At 63.1% G+C, this 21,348-nt stretch carries 17 protein-coding genes; 10 read left to right on the top strand and 7 right to left on the bottom strand.

Annotated features, from left to right (window positions below):
• Positions 1 to 150: 150 nt before the first annotated feature.
• From NKI08_RS15635 to NKI08_RS15625, 3 genes are all read right to left on the bottom strand, one after another.
• Positions 151 to 798, bottom strand: a complete 648-nt coding sequence (locus tag NKI08_RS15635; protein WP_352501766.1) for a cysteine hydrolase family protein — start codon at positions 796 to 798, stop codon at positions 151 to 153.
• A gap of 47 nt (positions 799 to 845) precedes the next feature.
• Positions 846 to 1,382: a hypothetical protein gene (locus tag NKI08_RS15630; protein ID WP_352679875.1), complete on the bottom strand. Its 537-nt coding sequence runs from the start codon at positions 1,380 to 1,382 to the stop codon at positions 846 to 848.
• 131 nt (positions 1,383 to 1,513) lie between these two features.
• The gene (locus NKI08_RS15625; protein WP_502899612.1) at positions 1,514 to 2,833 is read right to left on the bottom strand and encodes an epoxide hydrolase family protein; all 1,320 of its coding nucleotides are present in this window, start codon (positions 2,831 to 2,833) and stop codon (positions 1,514 to 1,516) included.
• Positions 2,834 to 3,040: 207 nt separating this feature from the next.
• On the opposite strand from NKI08_RS15625, the gene NKI08_RS15620 reads away from it, so the two are divergent.
• Complete coding sequence (locus NKI08_RS15620) at positions 3,041 to 5,902, top strand: ATP-binding protein (RefSeq protein ID WP_352770613.1); 2,862 nt, start codon at positions 3,041 to 3,043, stop codon at positions 5,900 to 5,902.
• Between the two features lie 149 nt (positions 5,903 to 6,051).
• Here the strand turns inward: NKI08_RS15620 and NKI08_RS15615 are convergent, their stop codons facing one another.
• Complete coding sequence (locus tag NKI08_RS15615) at positions 6,052 to 7,587, bottom strand: helicase HerA-like C-terminal domain-containing protein (protein WP_352770610.1); 1,536 nt, start codon at positions 7,585 to 7,587, stop codon at positions 6,052 to 6,054.
• A 275-nt stretch (positions 7,588 to 7,862) separates the two neighbouring features.
• Between NKI08_RS15615 and NKI08_RS15610 the strand changes: the two genes are divergently transcribed.
• The 4 genes from NKI08_RS15610 (at position 7,863) to NKI08_RS15595 (ending at position 12,170) form a co-directional block, all read left to right on the top strand.
• Positions 7,863 to 9,305: a methylmalonyl-CoA mutase subunit beta gene (locus NKI08_RS15610; protein WP_352770607.1), complete on the top strand. Its 1,443-nt coding sequence runs from the start codon at positions 7,863 to 7,865 to the stop codon at positions 9,303 to 9,305.
• Positions 9,302 to 11,422 (top strand): methylmalonyl-CoA mutase, encoded by a 2,121-nt coding sequence (gene scpA / locus NKI08_RS15605; protein ID WP_352770604.1) that lies wholly within the window; start codon positions 9,302 to 9,304, stop codon positions 11,420 to 11,422. Before NKI08_RS15610 ends, scpA begins: the two co-directional genes overlap by 4 nt.
• Positions 11,423 to 11,556: 134 nt before the next feature.
• Positions 11,557 to 11,787, top strand: coding sequence for an AbrB/MazE/SpoVT family DNA-binding domain-containing protein (locus NKI08_RS15600; RefSeq protein ID WP_352770601.1), 231 nt, complete (start codon positions 11,557 to 11,559; stop codon positions 11,785 to 11,787).
• Positions 11,784 to 12,170 (top strand): type II toxin-antitoxin system death-on-curing family toxin, encoded by a 387-nt coding sequence (locus NKI08_RS15595; protein WP_352501760.1) that lies wholly within the window; start codon positions 11,784 to 11,786, stop codon positions 12,168 to 12,170. The genes NKI08_RS15600 and NKI08_RS15595 overlap by 4 nt, the downstream gene beginning before the upstream one ends.
• On the opposite strand, the gene NKI08_RS15590 is transcribed toward NKI08_RS15595, so the two are convergent.
• The gene (locus tag NKI08_RS15590; RefSeq protein WP_352501759.1) at positions 12,167 to 12,640 is read right to left on the bottom strand and encodes a GreA/GreB family elongation factor; all 474 of its coding nucleotides are present in this window, start codon (positions 12,638 to 12,640) and stop codon (positions 12,167 to 12,169) included. The genes NKI08_RS15595 and NKI08_RS15590 overlap by 4 nt on opposite strands.
• Before the next feature lie 131 nt (positions 12,641 to 12,771).
• On the opposite strand from NKI08_RS15590, the gene NKI08_RS15585 reads away from it, so the two are divergent.
• Complete coding sequence (locus tag NKI08_RS15585) at positions 12,772 to 14,148, top strand: TIGR03808 family TAT-translocated repetitive protein (RefSeq protein WP_352770597.1); 1,377 nt, start codon at positions 12,772 to 12,774, stop codon at positions 14,146 to 14,148.
• Here the strand turns inward: NKI08_RS15585 and NKI08_RS15580 are convergent.
• Together NKI08_RS15580 and NKI08_RS15575 are read right to left on the bottom strand one after the other, a co-directional pair.
• Positions 14,141 to 15,145 carry an asparaginase gene (locus tag NKI08_RS15580; protein ID WP_352770594.1) on the bottom strand — a complete coding sequence of 335 codons (1,005 nt, stop codon included), beginning with the start codon at positions 15,143 to 15,145 and terminating at the stop codon, positions 14,141 to 14,143. The genes NKI08_RS15585 and NKI08_RS15580 overlap by 8 nt on opposite strands.
• 25 nt (positions 15,146 to 15,170) lie before the next feature.
• The gene (locus NKI08_RS15575) at positions 15,171 to 16,337 is read right to left on the bottom strand and encodes an acetyl-CoA acetyltransferase (RefSeq protein WP_352770592.1); all 1,167 of its coding nucleotides are present in this window, start codon (positions 16,335 to 16,337) and stop codon (positions 15,171 to 15,173) included.
• A gap of 223 nt (positions 16,338 to 16,560) precedes the next feature.
• On the opposite strand from NKI08_RS15575, the gene betI reads away from it, so the two are divergent.
• Genes betI through betA form a run of 4 tightly spaced genes read left to right on the top strand, consistent with a single transcriptional unit; the run spans position 16,561 to position 21,340 of the window.
• Positions 16,561 to 17,151, top strand: a complete 591-nt coding sequence (gene betI, locus NKI08_RS15570) for a choline-binding transcriptional repressor BetI (RefSeq protein ID WP_352770589.1) — start codon at positions 16,561 to 16,563, stop codon at positions 17,149 to 17,151.
• Positions 17,148 to 18,677, top strand: a complete 1,530-nt coding sequence (gene betC, locus NKI08_RS15565) for a choline-sulfatase (protein WP_352770587.1) — start codon at positions 17,148 to 17,150, stop codon at positions 18,675 to 18,677. The genes betI and betC overlap by 4 nt, the downstream gene beginning before the upstream one ends.
• Positions 18,677 to 19,684 carry a pyridoxal-phosphate dependent enzyme gene (locus NKI08_RS15560; protein ID WP_502899611.1) on the top strand — a complete coding sequence of 336 codons (1,008 nt, stop codon included), beginning with the start codon at positions 18,677 to 18,679 and terminating at the stop codon, positions 19,682 to 19,684. Before betC ends, NKI08_RS15560 begins: the two co-directional genes overlap by 1 nt.
• 3 nt (positions 19,685 to 19,687) lie before the next feature.
• Complete coding sequence (gene betA, locus NKI08_RS15555; protein WP_352501752.1) at positions 19,688 to 21,340, top strand: choline dehydrogenase; 1,653 nt, start codon at positions 19,688 to 19,690, stop codon at positions 21,338 to 21,340.
• Positions 21,341 to 21,348 lie beyond the last annotated feature (8 nt).

The following is a 21,348-nucleotide window of genomic DNA, read 5'->3' as shown; positions in this document are numbered from 1 at the left end:
AGCCTGTTCTGGATCTCTCTGCTGCATGTCGGCCAGAGCCAAGTTCTCTTCGACGTATTTTGACGCATCGAGCGCACGGAAACGGTCCGCCGGTGTGCAGAGTGAGATGCGCACGGTTGGCCATTCCCTCGCGTGTGAGATCGATCATCACTACGCCTCGGCGGCCGAGGTCTGGACGGCAGAAATCGAGTCGATGATTTGGTCTGTCGTGACAATCGCGCTGGCGTAGTTCGGCATGTTGATGTCGAGAGCCGCGTGCATCTCCTCATCCGAGTAGTCTGCCGTCGCGTCCCTCACCATGGTTACGTCGTAGCCGAGCTCGGCGGCGAAGCGAACGGTCGCTTCGACGCAGGTGTGTGCGATCAGTCCGATGACAATGAGTTTCTGGATTCCGTGCCTTTTCAGCTGCAGATCCAGATCCGTATTGGCGAACCCACTGGAACACCAATGTTCGGTGGCGACGGTTTCGCCTGGCTTGGGCTCGAACTCGGACCGAATCTCGCCGCCCCAGGTGCCGTATTCAAAGCTCTTGCTCTTCCATGCTCTCTTCTGGACGGGCGCGACGTAAGTCCATGTCTCATAGTCGCCCGGACGGTATCGATGATGCATTGCATAGAAGACGCGAAGCTTAGCTTGACGCGCGGCATTCAGGACTTGCAGCATGTGAGGCACGCAGCCGTTCGCCTCTGCGACAGCCCGGATGCGGGGCCATATCTTGCCCCCATCGGAAATGAAGTCGTTGTACGGATCGATCACCAGAAGTGCGGTGACCTCCCGGTCATGTGCGTGCCTCGTCATTGTGCCTCCTCCATGGAGCGGCTACATCACAAGAAAGATGCTGCCGCTCAGTTCCTGAGCGCGGCTCGTTCGATGCTGGCCGCAAAAAGCGGCGTCTCGCCCTTGTTGTGAGCGATCGACATGGGCTGGCGCTGTGACCGAAGCACCTCGAACGGGATGCCCTGGCGCTCGAAGAAGGCCATGAATTCCTTCGTGGCCCAGGACCGGACGTGGTTGGTAAACTCACATCGGCGACTGTCGATAGCCTTGACGCTCAGCTCCCAATGCACATGGATCGTGGTGCGGCCCGTAGGCGTGAAGAGGTCTGAAACCGACTCCAGGATGAGGTGATCCTTGCGGCCAAGCGTCTCGACATAGTGTTGCACCATCAGGCTGCCGCCGATGATCTCGACATTGATCGACATGCGCTTGCCATCCGGCGCCGTCGTGAAACCCGCCGCTATGTGGGCAGGCGAACACCCCTGATATTCATGTTCGGACAGCGCGAAGCACCAGTTGGGAATGTCAATCTTCTCGATCGGCGCGTTGATGATAGCCGTAAAGCTTGAATCGACGATTTCATGGTCCTCGACGGGGGCTGCCATCTTCGTGATGGGTTCGTGCGATGCGGAAGATTGCGCGATTGCTGACATGGCGTTCTCCTTTATCCCGGGTTCAATCGGGTTGCCTTGGACAGTCGAGCAGGTGTGACTGCAAGCGGAACCCTGTGAGGGGTTCAGATTTGCTGGCGCAGCGGACGAAATGCCGTCCGGAGTTCGGCGGTGAAGGCCGCGGGCTGCTCCCAGGCTGCGAAATGGCCGCCCTTGGGGAGCCGGTTGTAATGGATAAGCTTCGGATACGCCTTTTCAGCCCAGCTCTGCGGCGCCTGGTAGATCTCGTCCGGGAAGGCGCTCACAGCGACCGGGATCTTGATGCCCCTGGGGTCGAAGAAGCCTCCCGTCGGGTGGTGCGCGTTGTCCCAGTAAAGACGCGCCGAGGAGATCGCCGTGTTGGTCAGCCAGTACATCGTGACATTGTCCAGGATATCGTCCTTCGTCAGCCCTTCCGCCTGCCCGTCGAAGACGCGTGCGATCAGCTCGTAGCTGCGGATGTCGTGGTCGAGCATCCACGCTGCGAGACCAACCGGCGAGTCGACGATGCCGTAGAGCGTCTGCGGGCGATTGTTCATCTCGATCGCGTAGCCCAGCCCGTTCTTGTAGAAGTCGTCGAGCTGGTCCCAGGCGCGCTTCTCGTCGGGCGAGAGGCCGGCGGGCGCCGGGCCGCTGGCGGCAAGCGCCTTCGAGATGTCGGCGGGCACGGTGGCAGCCATGTTGGTGTGGATGCCAAGCAAGCCCGGAGGCTCTTGCAGCGCCATCGTCTCCGACACGGCGTTGCCCCAGTCGCCGCCCTGTGCGACGTATTTCGTGTAGCCGAGACGCTGCATCAGCGTAGCCCACGCCTTGGCGATACGGGCAGGGATCCAGCCAGGTGCCGTCGGCTTGCCGGAGAACCCATAGCCCGGCAAGGACGGGATCACCACGTGGAACGCATCCGCCTCGGTCCCGCCGTATGCAGTTGGATTGGTGAGTGGCTCGATGACCTTCAGCTGCTCTATGATCGAGCCAGGCCAGCCATGCGTGACGATGATCGGCAAGGCATTCTCATGCCTGGAGCGGACATGGATGAAGTGGATGTCCAGCCCGTCGATCTCGGTGATGAACTGCGGCAGGGCATGGAGCCGGGTCTCCATCTTGCGCCAGTCGTAATCCGTCGCCCAGTACTTCGCGAGCTTCTGCATTGTGGCGAGCTGCACGCCCTGGGTGTCGTCGGCCACATTCTCCTGGTCCGGCCAGCGGGTCGCGGCGACGCGTCGGCTAAGCTCGTCGATTTCCTCCTGAGGAAAGCTGACCTTGAAGGGCCGGATCGCATCGCCCGCGGCTGCGGCGACCGATGGGAGCAGGCTGGCAGTACCTACGGCGGCAATGCCCATTGCGGCCGTGCTCAAAACCAGGCGGCGGTCCTGATCGATTAGTTCGGGAGTCTTGGTCGTATTCATGGGTCTCTCCTGGGGGGTGCTCGGTGCTGCCGAAAACTTACGCCCACAGGACGAGAATCGCCCGTTATGTGTTGTGAGCCCCCTGTTAGTGGCTGTCAGCGCTGGTGGCTCCGGGCAGCGGGGTCCTGCCACCGTTCGCCTATGGTGCAGGTGCTGTACTTGACTTAGACTATCGGCTTGGTGGCGGGCGGCTCCGAGAGAAGCGCCATGACGATAGTGGCAGGTCAGGCCAAGGACGGACTGTCGTTCGGTCCTTTCCATCTGGTTGCGCGCGAAAGGCTCGTCACAAAAGACGGCTCTCCCTTGGCGCTGGGCTCGCGTGCACTGGACATTCTCATTGCCCTGATCTCCACGCCGAATGAAATCGTCGGCAAAAAGGATCTGATGTCGCGGGTTTGGCCCGATGTCGTAGTCGAGGAAGGCAGCCTGCGGTTTCACATGACCAGGCTCCGCAAGGCGCTGGGTGACGGAAAGGACGGCGCACGATACATCGCGACACTACCAGGGCGGGGTTATTGCTTCATCGCGCCCGTCTCGCAGATCGGCGGTCCGCGCGATGAAGAGCCTGCAGCTGCCGCCAGTTTTCCGCACGCGAATCTTCCGAGCCGCTTGGGCCGAATGGTTGGCCGGGACGACGACGTTCTCCAGCTGTCGGCTCGACTGAATGCGGGGCGCTTCGTCACAATCGTTGGCGCGGGCGGCGTCGGCAAAACCACCGTCGCGATCGCGGTCGGACATCACCTCATTGACGCCTTCGCGGGCGCTGTGCTGTTCGTCGACCTGGGAATGCTCGGCGATCCCGACCTGGTGACGACAGCCGTTGCCTCCATGCTTGGGCTGTCGGTTCAATCGAGTGACGCGACGCCCAATCTGATCGCCTACCTGCGCAACAAGCGGATGCTTTTGATCCTCGATACCTGCGAGCATCTCGTCGATGCGGTGGCGCCTCTGGCCGCAAGCATCATCGACGCGGCGTCGCAGGTCCACATTCTGGCAACAAGTCGCGAAGCGCTTCGGGTCGAAGGCGAGCATATCTACCGATTGGATGCCCTTGCCTGTCCGCCGGACGACCCAAGGCTTACGGCGGCGGTTGTCCAGACGTTCCCGGCCATTCAACTGTTCGTGGAGCGCGCGGTGGCAAGTGGCGCGCGCTTGGATGTCAGCGATGCGGAGGCCCTGATCGTCGCAAGCATCTGTCGAAAGCTTGACGGTGTGGCGCTTGCAATCGAGTTGGCGGCCCGGCGGGTCGAGTCTTATGGATTGCAACAAACCGCCGCGCTTCTCGATCAACGTCTGACTTTGCTATGGCTGGGATCGCGGACCGCGCCACCGCGTCAAAAGACCCTGCAGGCCACGCTGGATTGGAGCTTTGGGCTACTTACCGACATGGAGCGCGCAGTGCTTCGCAGGCTCGCTGTATTCCTTGGTCATTTCACGCTCGATGCGGTCTTGGAAGTCGTCACAAGCGCTGCCCTCGACAGATCGACCGTTCTTAATGCAATGGATAGTCTTGTTGCCAAGTCGATCATAGCGACGCGCCCGCTCGGAGCGATGATGCGCTATCGGCTCCTGGATACCACGCGCGCCTACGTCCTCGATATCAGCATAGATGACGCCGAGGCCGCCGATCTAGCGGTGCGCCACGCCGCCTACTATCGAAGATGGCTTGAGCAAACAGGTATCGAGTGGCCAGGTCTGGCGACCGGCGAGGAGCGGGCTCCTCACTTCGCCGCCATCAACAATGTGCGGGCCGCTCTGGAATGGTGCTTCGGCGAGGGCGGAAACGCCGATATCGGCATCGGACTTGCCACTGCTGCCGCGCCTGTTTTCCTGGCGATGTCCTTGTTGCCGGAGTGTCATCGCTGGTCAGAACGCGCGATATTCGCTCTCGACGATGCCGCTCTTGGCGGACTTGACGAGATGCATCTCCAGGCAGCCTTGGGTGTGTCCCTGATGTTCATGCGCGGAGGGCGTGATGCGGCGCGCGTCGCCCTGGAGAAAAGCCTGGCGATCGCCGAAGAACGCGGTGATACGTTGGATCAAGTGCGCCTGCTGGGTCCGCTCAACATGTTCCACCTGCGGACAGGCAACTTCGTGACCGCCCTCCAGTTTGCAAAACGCTGTTCAGCCATAGCCGCGACCCTGGAGGATCCGGTCGCGATTGCGTTGGCGCATACCATTCTGGGGATATCGCTTCACCTTCGTGGTGACCTGGCCGAAGCCCGCGCGGAGCTTGAGGCAGCGCTGGATCGTGGGCCACGCTCTCAGCGAACCACAACGGTCTATCTCGGTTTCGAGGGCAAAATCCTGGCCAAGGCTATCCTGGCGAGGAACCTTTGGCTGCAAGGCCATCCGGACCAAGCCATGGAACGTGCTCGACAGGCCGTCGAAGAGGCCGCCGCCATGGACCACTCGCTGACTCTGGCGATCGCCCTGATCTGGGGAATATCGGTGTTCCTGTGGGCCGGGGAACTGGAGAGCGCGGAGGCACACATCGACATGCTGATTTCCCGCGCCGAGTCCCATTCCATGGCCCCTTATCTGCTGGTCGGTCGGGGATTCAAAAGCGAAGTCGCAATCCGGCACGGGGATGCGACAGGTGGGGTCGGGGGCCTCCAGAGTTCTCTCCAAAAGCTCCACGCAGCACCTTACGAATTGCTCACGACCGAGCTCAACCTCTCGCTGGTTAGAGGACTATCCGCGATCGGTCAGGTCGGCGAAGCAGCCGCGCTGATCGCTCATTCAGTCGGTCAAGTCGAAAAGAACGGTGACCAATTGTACCTTCCGGAGTTGCTGCGGATGAAGGGAGGCCTTCTTCTCCAACAACTGTCGGGACGCAATCGCGACGAGGTCGGCGCATACCTAATGCAGGCACTGGAGTTGAGCCGGAGTCAGGGCGCGCGGGCATGGGAGCTGCGAACCGCAATTGACATGACAACGTTGATGGCCGCGCGAGGCGAGATCGACGGCGCTCGCGAGCTCTTGCAATCGGTTGCGGAGCATTTCGTAGAAGGCGCGAGTACGGAAGATTTGAAGGCTGCCGCGCGCCTGTTGGCGACGCTGAGCTAGCTACCGCCGATACGCGTTTACACTTTTGCAGACGGTCCGACGGCAGCTATGGCGCATAGCCGCCGTCCGCTGTCCTCCAGATCTGCTACTGGCGCTTGATGCAAGACAGAATTGCCAACACCGATGCCCGCCTTCGGGTCCGATGCCCCTCACCTGCCCCTGGACAAGCTCCCCAAAATCCCGCGGACGATCGCCCGTCCGACCGACGAACCGATCGAGCGCACCACGGATTTGATCGCCGCCTCCGCCACCGTCTGCCGGTTGGAGGGGCGCGGCGCCCGCCGGCCGCCGGGCTGAGGAGCGGGCTCGTCATTGCCGAAACCGGGAATGGTCCAGCGCGAACGGCCGCTGTCCTGTTGCTGCGCCTGCGCCTCCTGGGCGTCCTTGGCCTTCTTCTGCAGCATCTCGAAAGCCGATTCGCGGTCGACGGTCTGGTCGTACTGTCCGGCAACTGGGCTCTCAGTGATCAGCTTGCGGCGCTCTTCGGGCGTGATCGGGCCAAGGCGCGAGGATGGCGGGCGGATCAGCGTCCGCTGCACCATGGACGGCACGCCCTTGGCTTCCAGCGTCGAGACAAGCGCCTCGCCGGTGCCGAGCTGCGTGATCACGGTTGCGCAGTCGAAATCGGGATTGGGCCTGAACGTCTCGGCCGCCGTCTTGACGGCCTTCTGTTCGCGCGGCGTATAGGCACGAAGTGCGTGCTGCACGCGGTTGCCCAACTGGGCCAGCACTGTTTCAGGGATATCCAGCGGATTTTGCGTGACGAAATAGACGCCGACACCCTTCGAACGGATCAGCCGGACCACCTGCTCGACGCGGTCGACCAACACCTTCGGCGCGTCGTCGAACAAAAGATGCGCCTCGTCGAAGAAGAAGACCAGCTTCGGCTTGTCGGGATCGCCGACCTCGGGCAGTTCCTCGAACAGCTCCGACATCAGCCACAGAAGGAACGTCGCATAGAGCCGCGGATTCATCATCAGCTTGTCGGCGGCGAGCACGCTGATGGCGCCGCGTCCATCGCGCGTGGTGCGCATAATGTCGGATATCCGCAATGCCGGCTCGCCGAAGAAATTGGCAGCGCCCTGCTGCTCCAGAACCAGCAGCGTGCGCTGGATCGTGCCGACCGAAGGTTTCGTTACATTGCCGTAGCGGGCGCCGATCTCTTCGGCGCGGTCGGCGATGTTGGCCAGCAGTGACTGCAGGTCCTTCAAATCGAGCAACAGAAGGCCTTCCTCGTCGGCGATGCGGAAGGCGATGTTCACAATGCCTTCCTGCGCCTCGGAAAGGTTCATCAAGCGCGACAGAAGCAGCGGCCCCATCTCCGAGATGGTGGCACGGATCGGGTGGCCCTGCTCGCCGAACAGATCCCAGAAGATGACCGGGAATTCCTGGAACTCATACGGATCGAGCTTGACCTGCTCGGCCCGCTTGACCAGGAAATCCTGCGTTGTGCCCATCATGGCGATACCCGACAGGTCGCCCTTGATGTCGGCGCAGAATACCGGCACGCCGGCATTGGAGAAACCCTCGGCCAAAATCTGCAGGGTCACCGTCTTGCCGGTGCCGGTCGCGCCGGTGACCAGGCCGTGACGATTGCCATATTGCAGCAAAAGCTGTTCGGGCCGCTGATAGCTGTCGTCCGGCTTGCGGCTGGCCCCTATGAAGATGCTGGTATCGTCGGCCATGTGTGCGGTCTCCGCAAACCTATAGGGTTGAATGCCCTGATCCCTTGAAGAAAAGGGAACCCCGCCGCAGGTATAGTGAGGCCGTTGCGCAGCGACAATGGGCGTTGTCGAAAATGGCTTTTGGAGCTTGCGGAACCTGCCCATGTTTGGCAATCGGTTAACGGTCGCCGTCACGGAAGGCGTGTTGCACGGGACGTGTGCTGCATTGTGATATGGGACCGCGGACCGTAGACTGACATAGTTGGCCGCTGCGGCCGCTAGAACGAGGAGAACCGATGGGTGCCGGTGCCTTGACCCAGGATGCCGAACTTCCGAACGCCGACCGGCAACGATGGCTGACGCTGGCGGAGAAGGCGCTGGCCGGCGGGTCCTTCGAGGAAAAGCTCGTCTCGCATACGGACGACGCCATCCGCATCGAGCCGCTCTATGAGCGTTCGGTAACCGCCGAGCCTGTCGTGCGCGCCAACCCGGGATCACCGTGGATCGTCAGCCAGCGCATCGACGATCCGGACGTAGGCCGCGCCAGTGCGCAGGCGCTGGAAGACGTCGCGCAGGGTGCCACCGGACTGTCGCTTGTCTTCGAGGGTGCGCCGAACGCCTTCGGCTATGGCTTGCCGAGGACGGCGGAGGCGCTGGAGGGCGTGCTCGACGGCGTGCCGCTCAACCGCATCCAGATCCGCATCGACGCCCATCCCTGGAGCCGTGCCGTGGCCGACTGGCTGGTGGCGTTTTTGACCAAGCGCCGCTCCGACCCGGCAAAGCTCAACCTCTCCTTCGGCATCGATCCGGCGGCGATCTTTGCCGGGACCGGCAGGCTGCGCATGTCGATCGAGGCTTTGCAGGCTTCGATGCCGCAGTCGCTGGCGCATTTCTTTTCGATGGGTGTGCCCGGCGTGTTGCTGGAGGCCGACGGGCGGGTATTCCACAATGCCGGCGCCACCGAGGCGCAGGAGCTTGGCACCATGCTCGCCTCGGCCGTCTCCTATTTGAGGCTGTTCGAGAAGGCGCGCCAGCCGCTCGTCTACGCGGCGCCGCATATCGGGTTTGCGCTCAGCGTCGACCAGGACCAGTTCGTGTCGACGGCCAAGGTCAGGGCGTTGCGCAGGCTGTGGGCGCGTGTCCAGGAGGCCTGCTCGATACCGCCCTCCACCGCCAGCATCCATGCCGAAACCTCCTTCCGGATGATGACGGCGGCCGACCCAGAAACCAACATCCTGCGCACCACCATCGCCGCTTTCGCGGCTGCCGCCGGCGGCGCGGATTCGATCGCCATCCTGCCGCACACGATCGCGTACGGCCTACCCGCGGGTTTTGCTCGCCGCGTTGCCCGCAACGCGCAACTGATCATGGCCAATGAAAGCCATATCGACCACGTGGCCGATCCGGTTTGCGGTTCGGGCGCCGTCGAAGCGCTGACTGCGGAGCTCTGCGCGGCGGCCTGGCAGGAGTTCCAGCAGATCGAGGCGGAAGGCGGCGTGCTGACCAGCCTTGAGCAAGGGCACATCCAGAGGCGCGTCCAGGCAGCTTCCGCCCGCCGCAACACAGCCTACCAGGCCGGCGAACGGGCGATCGTCGGCACGACGCTGCACCCGTCGAAGACCGAGCGTCCGGTCGAGACGCTGGCGGCTGAGCGGCGGCCTGCCTTCACCGAAGGCGTTGCGGTATGCGAGCCGCTATTTCCGATCCGCATCGATCAGTCGATCGGAGCCGTACCATGATCCCGGATTTCAGCCAGATCGCCTGGTCGCCGCCCCGGCGGGCGCCGGTCGAGATCAAAGGCCAGCGGATGACGCCGGAAGGCATTGCCGTCAAGCATCTCTACAACCAGGGCGATCTCAAGGGCTTGCCACATCTCGATACCTATCCGGGCCTGCCGCCTTTCGTGCGCGGCCCCTATCCGACGATGTATGTCCAGCAACCCTGGACGATCCGGCAATATGCCGGCTTCTCGACTGCCGAAGAGTCCAACGCCTTCTACCGTCGCAACCTTGCCGCCGGCCAGAAGGGCCTGTCGGTCGCCTTCGATCTCGCCACGCACCGCGGCTATGACAGCGACCATCCGCGCGTCGCCGGCGATGTCGGCATGGCCGGCGTCGCCATCGATTCCATTCTCGACATGCGCCAGCTGTTCGACGGCATACCGCTTGACGAGATGACGGTATCGATGACGATGAACGGCGCGGTGCTGCCGATCATGGCGCTCTATATTGTGGCGGCGGAGGAACAGGGCGTTGCGCAGAAGGACCTCACCGGGACCATTCAGAACGACATCCTGAAAGAGTTCATGGTGCGCAACACCTACATCTATCCGCCAAAACCTTCGATGCGGATCGTGTCGGACATTTTTTCTTACACGTCGAAGCACATGCCGAAGTTCAATTCCATCTCGATCTCCGGCTACCACATGCAGGAGGCGGGAGCGACGGCGGACCTCGAGCTCGCCTACACGATTGCAGACGGTATCGAATATGCCCGCGCCGGCGTCGCGGCCGGCCTCGACATCGACCGTTTCGCGCCGCGCCTTTCCTTCTTCTGGGCGATCGGCATGAATTTCTTCATGGAAGTCGCCAAGCTGAGAGCAGCGCGCCTTTTGTGGGCCAGCCTGATGCTGAAGAACTTTTCGCCGAAGGACGAGCGCTCGCTGTCGCTGCGAACCCATTGCCAGACTTCGGGCTGGTCGCTGACGGCGCAGGATCCCTACAACAACATCATCCGCACCATGATCGAGGCGATGGCCGCCACTCAAGGGCATACGCAGTCGCTGCACACCAATTCCTTCGACGAGGCAATGGCGCTGCCGACCGACCATTCGGCCCGCATCGCCCGCAACACACAGCTCATCCTGCAGAAGGAATCCGGCACGACGCGCATTATTGACCCGTGGGGCGGCTCCGCCTATGTCGAACGGCTGACACATGATCTGGCGGCGCGTGCGCTTGCGCATATCGAGGAGGTCGAGAGGCTCGGCGGCATGGCCGCGGCGATCGAAAAGGGTCTACCGAAGCTGCGCATCGAAGAGGCTGCCGCGCGCACCCAGGCGCGCATCGATTCCGGCGAACAGATCGTGGTCGGTGTCAATGCTCACCGTCCCGGCACGGACATCGAAGTCGACGTGCTGAAGATCGACAATGCCGAAGTCAGGGCGCGGCAATTGTCGAAGCTGCAGCGGCTGAAAGGCACGCGTGATGTCGCCGCCGTCGAGAGCGCGCTCGATGCGCTTACCCGTGCTGCCGGGAGTAACGCAAACCTGCTGGAATTCGCCATCCGGGCCGCACGCGCCAACGCCACGGTCGGCGAGATTTCGCTGGCGCTGGAAAAAGTTTTCGGCCGCCATGTCGCCTCGGTGCAGACGATCTCCGGCGTCTATCGCAACGCGCTCGGCGACAATCCGGTGGTCGACCGGCTGCAGGACAAGATCGTAGCGTTCGAGGAAAAGTCCGGCGGCAAGCCGCGCATTCTGGTCGCCAAGATGGGGCAAGACGGCCATGATCGCGGCCAGAAAGTGATCGCCACCGCCTTTGCCGACCTAGGCTTCGACGTCACCGTCGGGCCGATGTTCCAGACTCCGGACGAGATCGCCAGGCTGGCGGTCGAGCATGACGTGCACGTCGTAGGCGCCTCGTCGCTGGCAGCAGGCCATTTGACGCTCATTCCCGAACTTAAGCTTGCACTGAAGAAGCTCGGCCGCGACGACATGCTGATCGTCGCCGGCGGCGTCATTCCGCCGCAGGATTACGACGCAGTCCGGCAGGCAGGCGCCACTGAGATCTTCCCGCCCGGCACGGTCATACCGGAAGCGGCGGACCGGCTGATGGACCGGCTGCTGACTGACTGACTTGACAGGTAGAAGTTTTCCGTTATAATTGTTGTTAGAACAGTGCAATATGGAGTCTCCCTTCGCACTGCTAGTTGGACTGAGCCGGTGCTCAGTCCAACTAGCAGTGCGAAGGGAGACTGAAGGAGTTTTCAATGAACATTACCGTGCGTAAAATCGGCAATTCCGAAGGTGTGATCTTGCCTCGGGAAGTGCTTGATCGGCTAAATGTTCGGGCAGGAGATACGCTTGTGGCCGCCGAGAACGCAGGCGAACTTCGGCTTCGTCGGCTTGAAAGCGATCCCGAGAAATTCGAAAGCAAGATGAAGATAGCGCGTGAACGGATGAAGAAGTACGAGGTTGCCTACCGCGCGCTCGCAAAATGACCGAGCATCATTCGAGGGAGTTCGTGGAGGCGCTTCACGCCGAGCAGTTGCGCCTTCACGGAGGAGCAGCGGGAATCCGCGATCAAGGAATGCTGGAGTCGGCGCTTTACAGGCCGCAGCAAAGAGAAATCTATGGCGAGCCCGATCTCTGTGAACTCGCAGCCGCCTATCTTTTCGGCATTGCCAAGAACCATCCATTCGTCGACGGCAACAAGCGCACGGCTTTTGCGGCGGCCGATCTGTTCCTTTATTTCAACGGGCTGAGCATCGAAGCCGAGCAGGCGGACATTATTCAACTGGTCATGATGGTCGCCGCCGGCGAAATCGACGAGGCCGGCGCCTCAGCGTTCTTCCGCGATCATGTCGTCAAGCTCGAAGACTAACTGTCGGAGAGCTTGACGATCTCCCATTCCTTGCCATTGACCACGGCAACTTCGCCGACCTTCTTGCCGAACAAGGCCATCGCCATCGGCGACATATGAGAAATTGTCCCCTTAGCGGGATTGGCTTCGTCCTCGCCGACGATCTTCCAGTGCACCTTCTTGCCGTCGTGGCTTTCCAGCGTGACGCCCATGCCGAAGCGAACCATGTCGCTGCCCGGTTCCGGCACCGAAAGCTCGGCGCTTTCGCGCCGCGCCGTCCAGTAGCGGAGATCACGCGACACCAGCGCGATGCGCTCGCGGTCGGCCCTCTTTTCGGCTCTGCCCAGTTCGTCGCGCAGAGCGGCCACCTCCGCATCGATCAGCGTCAGGCCGCGTTCCGTCACCAGATTACGGTGATGACTGATCGGCCGCTCGCCGATGCCGGCGATGGCGTTTTCGCTGTCTTCCTCGCGGGTGAAAGCCCTGCTCATTTATCGAACTTATGCCTGACGCGACGACTCCACAAGCCGTAGCCGGCGAACCGACGTCGGAGCCGATCCGGGCCGATCCTGTCTGGCACGAATCCTGCGGCGCGACCGTTGAACGCAAGGAATCTGTGCCGATGTTGAACAGACGAACGCTGCTTGCGCAGACCGCCGGCTTTGCCGTCATGGGGCTTTCGCTCGGCAAGGCAGCGGCGAAAAACCTTCCCGGCATCGAGAAAGCCGCGATGCGTGGCGCGATCAACGCGACCGAGCTCGGCGTCCGGCCCGGTGCGCTTGACGATCAGAGCAAGGCTTTCACCAAGCTGCTGCGCGACGCGCACGACCGCGACATGCCGGTGTTCCTGCCGCCGGGGATCTATATCGTTTCCAACCTGTCGCTGCCCGGCCGGGTGCGCCTGTCCGGCGTGCCGGGCGCATCGCGGATCGTCTATGGCGGCAATGGCCATCTCATCATGGCCGAACGGGCCGAGCATATCGAACTCAGCGGGCTGGTGTTCGATGGCAGCAACCGCTGGATGGGCGACTACACGCAAGGCCTGCTCGATCTGCGCCGCATCGCCCATCTGGTCGTCGACAATTGCCAGCTTACCGGCAGCGGCAAGAACGGTCTGGCGCTCGAGCACGCCTCGGGCCGAATCCAGCGCTCGGAGATATCCGGTGCGGCCGATGCCGGCATCTATTCGGTCGAGGCCGATGGCCTGGAAATATCAGGCAATAGCGTCTCCGACTGCGCCAATGGCGGCATTCTCGTGCACCGCTGGCAGGCGGCTGAAGACGGCACCATCGTCAGCGGCAACCGGATCGAGCGCATCCAGGCGCGCAGCGGCGGAGCCGGCCAGAACGGCAACGGCATCAATGCGTTCCGCGCCGGCAACGTCATCATCTCCGGCAATATTGTCTCGGACTGCGCGTTCTCGGCGATCCGCGCCAACACTTCCAGCAATTTGCAGGTCACCGGCAACACCTGCTCGCGTTCGGGCGAGACGGCCGTGTATTCCGAATTCTCGTTCGAAGGCGCCGTCATCGGCAACAACATCGTCGATGGCGCCGCGAACGGCATTTCGATCGTCAATTTCAACGAGGGCGGCCGCATGGGCGTGTGCTCCGGCAACATCGTCCGCAATCTGTCGACCAGCGGCCCCTACCCTGCCGACGCGCCCGGCTTCGGCGTCGGCATCAGCGTCGAGGCCGACACCACCGTTTCCGGCAACGTCATCGAGAATGCGCCGCTCTGCGGCATGCAGATCGGCTGGGGACCGTTCATGCGCAATGTGGTCGCCACGGGAAACGTCATCCGCAAGGCGGGGACCGGCATCGTCGTCACCGTGGTCGAAGGTGCCGGAACGGCAATCATCTCCGACAATGTCATCGACGGAGTCCAGAACGGCGCGATCGTCGGCCAACGCTGGGCCGAGCCGGTGACCGGCGACCTCGCTGCATCAGGCAATACCGGCTATGCGCATTTGACCGTCGAGCGCAACCACGTCAGTTGAAGGTGGCCGTCGGCCGGAGCGCGCCAACCTTGGCGCCGATCCGGCTCTCGATAGGCGGATTTGCCTGTTCGGTCAGTTTCGCTGCGAGCGCCTGGTCGGCTTGCAAAAGCTTAGCCAGCACGGCCGCGACCATCACTTCAGCGGCGCGGCCGGCGCCATCGTCGCACTTCAGCGCGATGCCAAGGCCAAGCTCCGGAAGGGCTGCACAAAAAACACCTTCGGCGCCTCCCTTGACGAAAATCCGGCCCGGTGCGGCGTCCATCATCGCGACATCGGACCTGCCCGTGCCGGCGACGAAAAACGGCTCGGCCATGCAGACGGAAAGCAGCCGCTTCGCCGCCCGGGCGCGCACCGGCTCGAACCCGGCACCTGTCGCCATGCGGGCAAAGCCAAGGGCAAAGCTGCGCAGCGGCACGGCATAGGTCGGAATCGAGCAGCCGTCGGTGCCGCGGTGATCGGCGTCATGGGCAGCACCGGTCACCGCCTGCATCGCTTCGCGCACCATCTCCTGCGAGGCATGGCCAGCCTTGACGTAACCACGATGGGCGATGCCGCTGTGAACGCAGGTGCAGAGAAAGCCCGAGTGCTTGCCGGAACAATTGTTGTGCAGCGCGTTCGGCACGCTGCCGGCGCGGGCAAGTGCCAACGTCGCTCCATGGCTCGACGGCCAATGCGCGCCGCATTCGAGTGCCGTCTCGTCCAGGCCGGCCTTCGCCAGCATGGCGCGCGCCAGCTCGACATGTGGCGGCTCGCCGGAATGCGAGGCGCAGGCCAGCGCCAGCTCCCGATCACCGAAGCCGTAGGCATCGGCAGCGCCGCTCTCGACCAGCGGCAGCGCCTGGATCGCCTTGACCGCCGAACGCGGGAACACCGGTTGTGCCGTGTCGCCGATCTCCCAGACAGGCTTGCCGCCGGCGTCGAAGACGGCAACAGCGCCGCGATGGGCACTCTCGACGATTGCGCCGCGCAAGACTTCGACCAGAACCGGATTTGTCATGTCACCTCCCGCAATGCGGGCGGGTTTATCTGATCCGGTCGAGAATGGAAACGTAGTTGGCGACCGCGGCACCACCCATGTTGAAGATGCCGCCGAGTTTTGCTCCCGGCACCTGGATGCCGCCCGCCTCGCCGACAAGCTGCATGGCGCTCAGCACATGCATCGATACGCCGGTGGCACCGATCGGGTGGCCCTTGGCCTTAAGTCCACCGGACGGATTGACCGGCAGCCTTCCGTTTTTCGCCGTCTCGCCATCCAGGGCCAGCTTGGCGCCCTCGCCCGGCTTTGCCAGGCCCATCGCCTCATACTCGATCAGTTCGGCGATGGTGAAACAGTCATGCGTCTCGACGAAGGACAGGTCGCCGAGCGTCACGCCCGCCTGCTTCAGCGCCTGGTTCCACGCCTGCTCGCAGCCTTCGAAGGCGAGAATGTCGCGCTTCGACATCGGCAGGAAATCCTGCACATGCTCATTGGCGCGGAAGGCGACGGCGCGGCGCATCTTCAGCGCCGTGGCCGTGTCGGCAAGGACAAGCGCGGCGGCACCGTCCGACACCAGCGAGCAGTCTGTGCGCTTCAGCGGACCGGCGACGAAGGGGTTTTTTTCGCTTTCCTGCCGGCAGAACTCGTAGCCGAAATCCTTGCGCATCTGCGCGTAGGGATTGTCGACGCCGTTCTTGTGGTTCTTGGCGGCGATCATCGCCAGCGCATCCGACTGGTCGCCGTAGCGCTGGAAATAGGCTTGGGCGATCTTGCCGAAGACGCCGGCGAAACCTGCCGGCGTGTCACCGTCCTCCGGCAGATACGAGGCCTTGAGCAGGTTCTTGCCGATCTCGGGACCGGGCGTCGTCGTCATCTGCTCGGCGCCGACCACCAGCACGATACGGGCGGCATTGGCGTCGATGGCGCGGATGCCTTGCCTGACCGCCGCCGAGCCGGTGGCGCAGGCGTTCTCGACGCGGGTCGCCGGCTTGAAGCGCAGCCGGTCGTCGGCCTGGAGGACCAGGCTCGCGGTGAAATCCTGGGCGGAAAACCCGGCGTTGAAGTGGCCGAGCACGATCTCGTCGACGTCATCTGGACCGATGCCGGCATCATCGAGCGCCTCGACTGCCACCTTGGTGATCAGGCCCTCCAGCGTCTCGCCTTCGAGCTTGCCGAAGCGCGAATGCGCCCAACCGACGATGCATGCTGTCATGGCGATCTCCATTCTGTGGACCGGGCTACGCGATACTGCGCGCGCATCAGCATTGTTCAAGCATGAACCGTTCTGCCGGCCTCGCGAAGGGGCCAGAACCGCACAATCGCTTGATCTTGATCATCTGGTCATAGTGCCTGGCTTTTGCCAGCAAATCAGGGTGGATTTTTGTTGATTGATGCGTCAATAAAAAATAATCTTGCCCCAATAGGCCGGAGCAAGAATGCCGAAACTCGGAATGGAGCCGTTGCGCCGCAGGGCGCTAATCGATGCAACGATCTCGGCGATCGGCGAGCGCGGTTCGCTTGATGTGACGATGTCGGAAATCGCCGGGCGCGCCGGCGTGTCCTCGGCGCTTGCCCACCATTATTTCGGCGTCAAGGACGAATTGCTGTTGGCGACGATGCGGCACATCCTGAGCGAGCTCACCGCCGATACGCGCCGTGCACTTCGCGCGGCCGGCACGGCGCGCCAGCGCGTCTCGGCGGTGGTCGCGGTCAATTTTTCCGACATCCAGTTCCAGCCCGAAACGATCGCCGCCTGGCTCGCCTTCTATGTCGAGGCGCAAAAATCGGCAGCACTTCGACGGCTGCTCAAGGTCTATGCGCGGCGGCTGCATTCCAATCTGCTCAGCGGGCTGACCGGCATCCTGCCGAGAAGCGAGGCCGACCGGGTCGCCGAAGCGACGGCGGCGCTGATCGACGGGCTCTATATCAGGCGCGCGCTGAAGGACGGTGTTCCCGATGCCGCGACCGCGATTGCACTGGTCGAGGACTATCTCGAAACGAAGCTCAGCGGACGGCAGAAGCAGTGACATCCAAGCGACCCAACATCCTGATCGTCATGGTGGATCAGCTCAACGGAACGCTGTTTCCGGATGGGCCGGCGGACTTCCTGCACGCGCCGCATCTGAAGGCGCTCGCCGCGCGTTCGGCGCGTTTTTGCAACAATTACACGGCCTCGCCGCTCTGCGCGCCGGGCCGCGCCGCATTCATGAGCGGCCAATTGCCGTCACGCACCGGGGTCTATGACAACGCCGCCGAATTCGCGTCTTCGATCCCGACCTTCGCCCATCATCTGCGCGCCGCAGGTTATCACACCTGCCTATCCGGCAAGATGCATTTCGTCGGGCCGGACCAGTTGCACGGTTTCGAGGAGCGGCTGACCACCGACATCTATCCGGCCGATTTCGGCTGGACACCCGACTATCGCAAACCCGGCGAGCGCATCGACTGGTGGTATCACAATCTCGGCTCCGTCAGCGGCGCCGGTACTGCCGAGATCACCAACCAGCTGGAATATGACGACGAGGTCGCCTTCCATGCGGTGCAGAAGCTCTATGATTTTGCCCGCGTCTCCGACGATGCCGCACATCGGCCCTGGTGCTTGACGGTTTCCTTCACCCATCCGCACGATCCTTACGTCGCACGGCGGCAATACTGGGACCTCTACGAGGACTGCCCGGCGCTCGAGCCTGAGGTCGGCTTTATTCCTTACGAAAGGCAGGATCCGCATTCGCGGCGGCTCTACCGCGCCAGCGACTATGACAGCTTTGACATCACAGCGGAGCAGATCCGCCGCGCGCGCCGTGGCTATTTCGCCAACATCTCATATCTCGACGACAAGCTCGGCGAGCTGCTGTCGGTGCTCGAGCGCACGCGCATGCTCGACGACACGATCATCCTGTTCTGCTCGGATCACGGCGACATGCTCGGCGAGCGCGGCCTGTGGTTCAAGATGTGCTTCTTCGAAGGTTCGGTGCGGGTGCCGCTGATGATCGCCGGCAAAGGCATCGCCGCCGGGCTGATCGACACGCCGGTCTCCAACCTCGACGTGACGCCGACGCTTTGCGACCTCGCCGGCATCGACATCAGCGCGATTGCGCCGTGGACCGACGGCCAGTCGCTGCTGCCGCTGCTGAATGGAAAGAAGCGCTCCGCGCCGGTGCTGATGGAATATGCCGCCGAAGGCTCGAACGCGCCGATGGTGGCGCTGCGCGAGGGCCGTTACAAATTCATCCATTGCGAGATCGATCCGCCGCAACTGTTTGATCTTGAATCGGATCCGCTGGAATCGACCAACCTCGCCGCCGATCCGGCCAATGCGGCTTTGGTGACCGCTTTCTCCGACAAGGTGCGGGCGCGCTGGGACATGGCGGCGTTCGATGCAGCGGTGCGTGCCAGCCAGGCACGCCGCTGGGTGGTCTACCCGGCGCTGCGCAACGGCACCCATTATCCCTGGGAATTCCAGCCGCTGCAGAAGGCATCGGAGCGCTACATGCGCAACCACATGAACCTCGACCTTCTCGAAGAGCAGAAGCGCTTTCCGCGAGGCGAATGATGGCAGACCATCTCGTCCCCTCGCTCGACCATCTCAGGCAGGCCTATGCCGTCACCTCCAAGGCGACGCAGGTCACGCCGCTCCTGGAATCGGCGGCACTTGCCCGCGAGACCGGCGCCGCCCGCATCTTCGTCAAGGCCGAATCGCTGCAATGGGCAGGATCGTTCAAGGTGCGCGGCGCCTACTGGCGGCTGAAGAAGCTCTCGCCTGACGAAACCAAAAAGGGCGTCGTCGCCTACTCCTCCGGCAATTTTGCGCAGGGGCTAGCGGCGGCTGGCCAAGCGCTTGGCATTCCCGTCACCATCGTCATGCCGATCGACGCGCCGGCCGCCAAACGCGATGCCACGTCGGGGTATGGCGCGCGTGTCGTGCTAACCGACCATGGCGAGCGAGCGCGTGAGGAAGTCGCCGCCGCCAGAGCGCGTGAGATCGCCGCGAGCGATGGCTTGGCGCTGCTGCACCCGTTCGACGATCCGGAGATCGTCGCCGGCCAGGCCGGCGCCGGACTGGAGGCACTCGACCAGCTCGCCGCCAGGCAAGTGGAGGCCGATCTCTTGTTCTGTTCGGTCGGCGGTGGCGGGCTGATAGGTGGCGTTTCGCTGGCCTTCCACTATCTGTCGCCCGCCACGGAGATCATCGGCGTCGAGCCGGAAGGTTTTGACGGCATGGGCTCGTCGCTCGCGCATGGCGCCATCGAAACCATGCCGATCGGACCGAGATCGATCTGCGACGGGCTGATGTCGCGGCGGCCCGGCGACGCGCCGTTCGCAGCGGTGACGACCGCCGGCGTTCGCGGCGTCACTGTCGATGATGCGTCGGTGCGGCGCGCCATGCACATTGCCTTCGAGCGGATGAAGCTGGTGCTTGAGCCATCCGGCGCTGCCTCGCTGGCGGCGGTGCTCGGCGGCAAGGTCGACATAACCGGCAGGACCGTTCTGGTGATGGCAACCGGCGGCAACGTCTCGCTCGCCGATTTCATGGCGCATATGAACCATGGGCGCATATGAACCATGCTTGAAGCGGATTTCGTCATCATCGGCTCCGGCTCGGCCGGCTCGGCCATGGCCTACCGGCTGTCGGAGGACGGCAAGCATTCGGTGATCGTCATCGAATATGGCGGCAGCGATATCGGGCCGCTGATCCAGATGCCGTCGGCGCTGTCGATCCCGCTCAATATGAGCCTTTACGACTGGGGCTTCGTCAGCGAGCCGGAGCCGTATCTCGGCGGCCGCGTGCTAGCGACGCCGCGCGGCAAGGTCATCGGCGGCTCATCCTCGATCAACGGCATGGTCTATGTGCGCGGCCATGCACGTGACTTCGACCATTGGGCCGAACAGGGTGCCGCCGGCTGGGGCTTTGCCGACGTGCTCCCCTATTTCAAGCGCATGGAGGACAGCGCAGGCGGCGAGAATGGCTGGCGCGGCCACGGCGGCCCGCTGACTGTGCAGCGCGGCTCGAGGACGAACCCACTCTACGGCGCCTTCGTCGAGGCGGGCCGCCAGGCCGGTTTCGAGCTGACCGACGACTACAACGGCGCGAAGCAGGAAGGCTTTGGGCCGATGGAGCAGACCATTCGCGGCGGTCGTCGCTGGTCGGCGGCGAGCGCCTACCTCAGGCCGGCACTCAGGCGGAAAAATGTCAGTCTGGTCAAGGGTTTCGCCCGGCGGGTAATCATCGAGAATCAACGCGCCACCGGCGTCGAGATCGAAGTGCGCAAACGGATTCAGATGGTCAGAGCGCGGCGTGAGGTGATCGTTGCGGCGTCCTCGATCAACTCGCCCAAGATCCTGATGCTATCCGGCATCGGCCCTGGCCAGCACCTTAGGGAGAACGGCATCCCGGTGATTGTCGACCGGCCCGGCGTCGGTCGCAATCTGCAGGACCATATGGAACTCTACATCCAGCAGGAATCGACGAAGCCGATCACGCTGAACTCGGTGCTGAACCCGTTCTCGAAGGCGCTGATCGGGGCACAATGGCTGTTCTTCAAGTCCGGCCTCGGCGCCACCAATCATTTCGAGGCGGCCGCCTTCGTACGCTCGGGCGCCGGCGTCGACTATCCCGATATCCAGTATCACTTCATCCCGGCCGCGGTCCGCTATGACGGCAAGGCGGCGGCCAAGGCGCACGGCTTCCAGGCGCATGTCGGGCCGATGCGGTCGAAGTCGCGCGGTTCGGTCACGCTGCGCTCGCCCGATCCCAAATCGAAGCCGGTGATCCGCTTCAACTACATGTCGCATCCGGACGACTGGACGGAGTTCCGCCACTGCATCCGGCTGACCCGCGAGATCTTCGGGCAAGCGGCCTTCGATCCGTACCGCGGCAAGGAACTGTCGCCGGGCTCGCATGTACAATCGGATGAAGAGCTCGACGCCTTCATTCGCGACCACGCCGAAAGCGCCTACCACCCTTGCGGCACCTGCAAGATGGGCCGTGCCGACGATGCGATGAGCGTCGTCGATCCGGAATGCCGCGTCATTGGCGTCGAAGGGCTTCGGGTCGCCGATTCCTCGATCTTCCCGCGCGTCACCAATGGCAATCTCAACGCTCCGTCGATCATGACCGGCGAGAAAGCCGCCGACCACATTCTCGGGCGTACGCCGCTGCCACCTTCCAACCAGGAACCATGGATCAATCCGCGCTGGCAGGTGTCGGACAGATAGGCCATGAT

Origin of the sequence: Mesorhizobium sp. M0768 (assembly GCF_040320195.1) — a bacterium.
In the GTDB taxonomy this organism is placed as follows: Bacteria; Pseudomonadota; Alphaproteobacteria; order Rhizobiales; family Rhizobiaceae; genus Mesorhizobium.
Note: the sequence above shows the minus strand (reverse complement) of the source record. Positions and strands in the feature narration are given on the sequence as shown.

Bases quoted from the DNA above. Each gene is read 5' to 3' on its own strand.
- NKI08_RS15625 (WP_502899612.1), bottom strand. From the start codon at position 2,833: ATGAATACGACCAAGACTCCCGAACTAATCGATCAGGACCGCCGCCTG.
- NKI08_RS15590 (WP_352501759.1), bottom strand. From the start codon at position 12,640: ATGAGCAGGGCTTTCACCCGCGAGGAAGACAGCGAAAACGCCATCGCC.
- NKI08_RS15595 (WP_352501760.1), top strand. From the start codon at position 11,784: ATGACCGAGCATCATTCGAGGGAGTTCGTGGAGGCGCTTCACGCCGAG.
- NKI08_RS15575 (WP_352770592.1), bottom strand. From the start codon at position 16,337: ATGACAGCATGCATCGTCGGTTGGGCGCATTCGCGCTTCGGCAAGCTC.
- NKI08_RS15560 (WP_502899611.1), top strand. From the start codon at position 18,677: ATGGCAGACCATCTCGTCCCCTCGCTCGACCATCTCAGGCAGGCCTAT.
- NKI08_RS15610 (WP_352770607.1), top strand. From the start codon at position 7,863: ATGGGTGCCGGTGCCTTGACCCAGGATGCCGAACTTCCGAACGCCGAC.
- betI (WP_352770589.1), top strand. From the start codon at position 16,561: ATGCCGAAACTCGGAATGGAGCCGTTGCGCCGCAGGGCGCTAATCGAT.
- NKI08_RS15620 (WP_352770613.1), top strand. From the start codon at position 3,041: ATGACGATAGTGGCAGGTCAGGCCAAGGACGGACTGTCGTTCGGTCCT.
- NKI08_RS15615 (WP_352770610.1), bottom strand. From the start codon at position 7,587: ATGGCCGACGATACCAGCATCTTCATAGGGGCCAGCCGCAAGCCGGAC.
- NKI08_RS15585 (WP_352770597.1), top strand. From the start codon at position 12,772: ATGTTGAACAGACGAACGCTGCTTGCGCAGACCGCCGGCTTTGCCGTC.
- NKI08_RS15580 (WP_352770594.1), bottom strand. From the start codon at position 15,145: ATGACAAATCCGGTTCTGGTCGAAGTCTTGCGCGGCGCAATCGTCGAG.
- NKI08_RS15630 (WP_352679875.1), bottom strand. From the start codon at position 1,382: ATGGCAGCCCCCGTCGAGGACCATGAAATCGTCGATTCAAGCTTTACG.
- NKI08_RS15600 (WP_352770601.1), top strand. From the start codon at position 11,557: ATGAACATTACCGTGCGTAAAATCGGCAATTCCGAAGGTGTGATCTTG.
- NKI08_RS15635 (WP_352501766.1), bottom strand. From the start codon at position 798: ATGACGAGGCACGCACATGACCGGGAGGTCACCGCACTTCTGGTGATC.
- betA (WP_352501752.1), top strand. From the start codon at position 19,688: ATGCTTGAAGCGGATTTCGTCATCATCGGCTCCGGCTCGGCCGGCTCG.
- scpA (WP_352770604.1), top strand. From the start codon at position 9,302: ATGATCCCGGATTTCAGCCAGATCGCCTGGTCGCCGCCCCGGCGGGCG.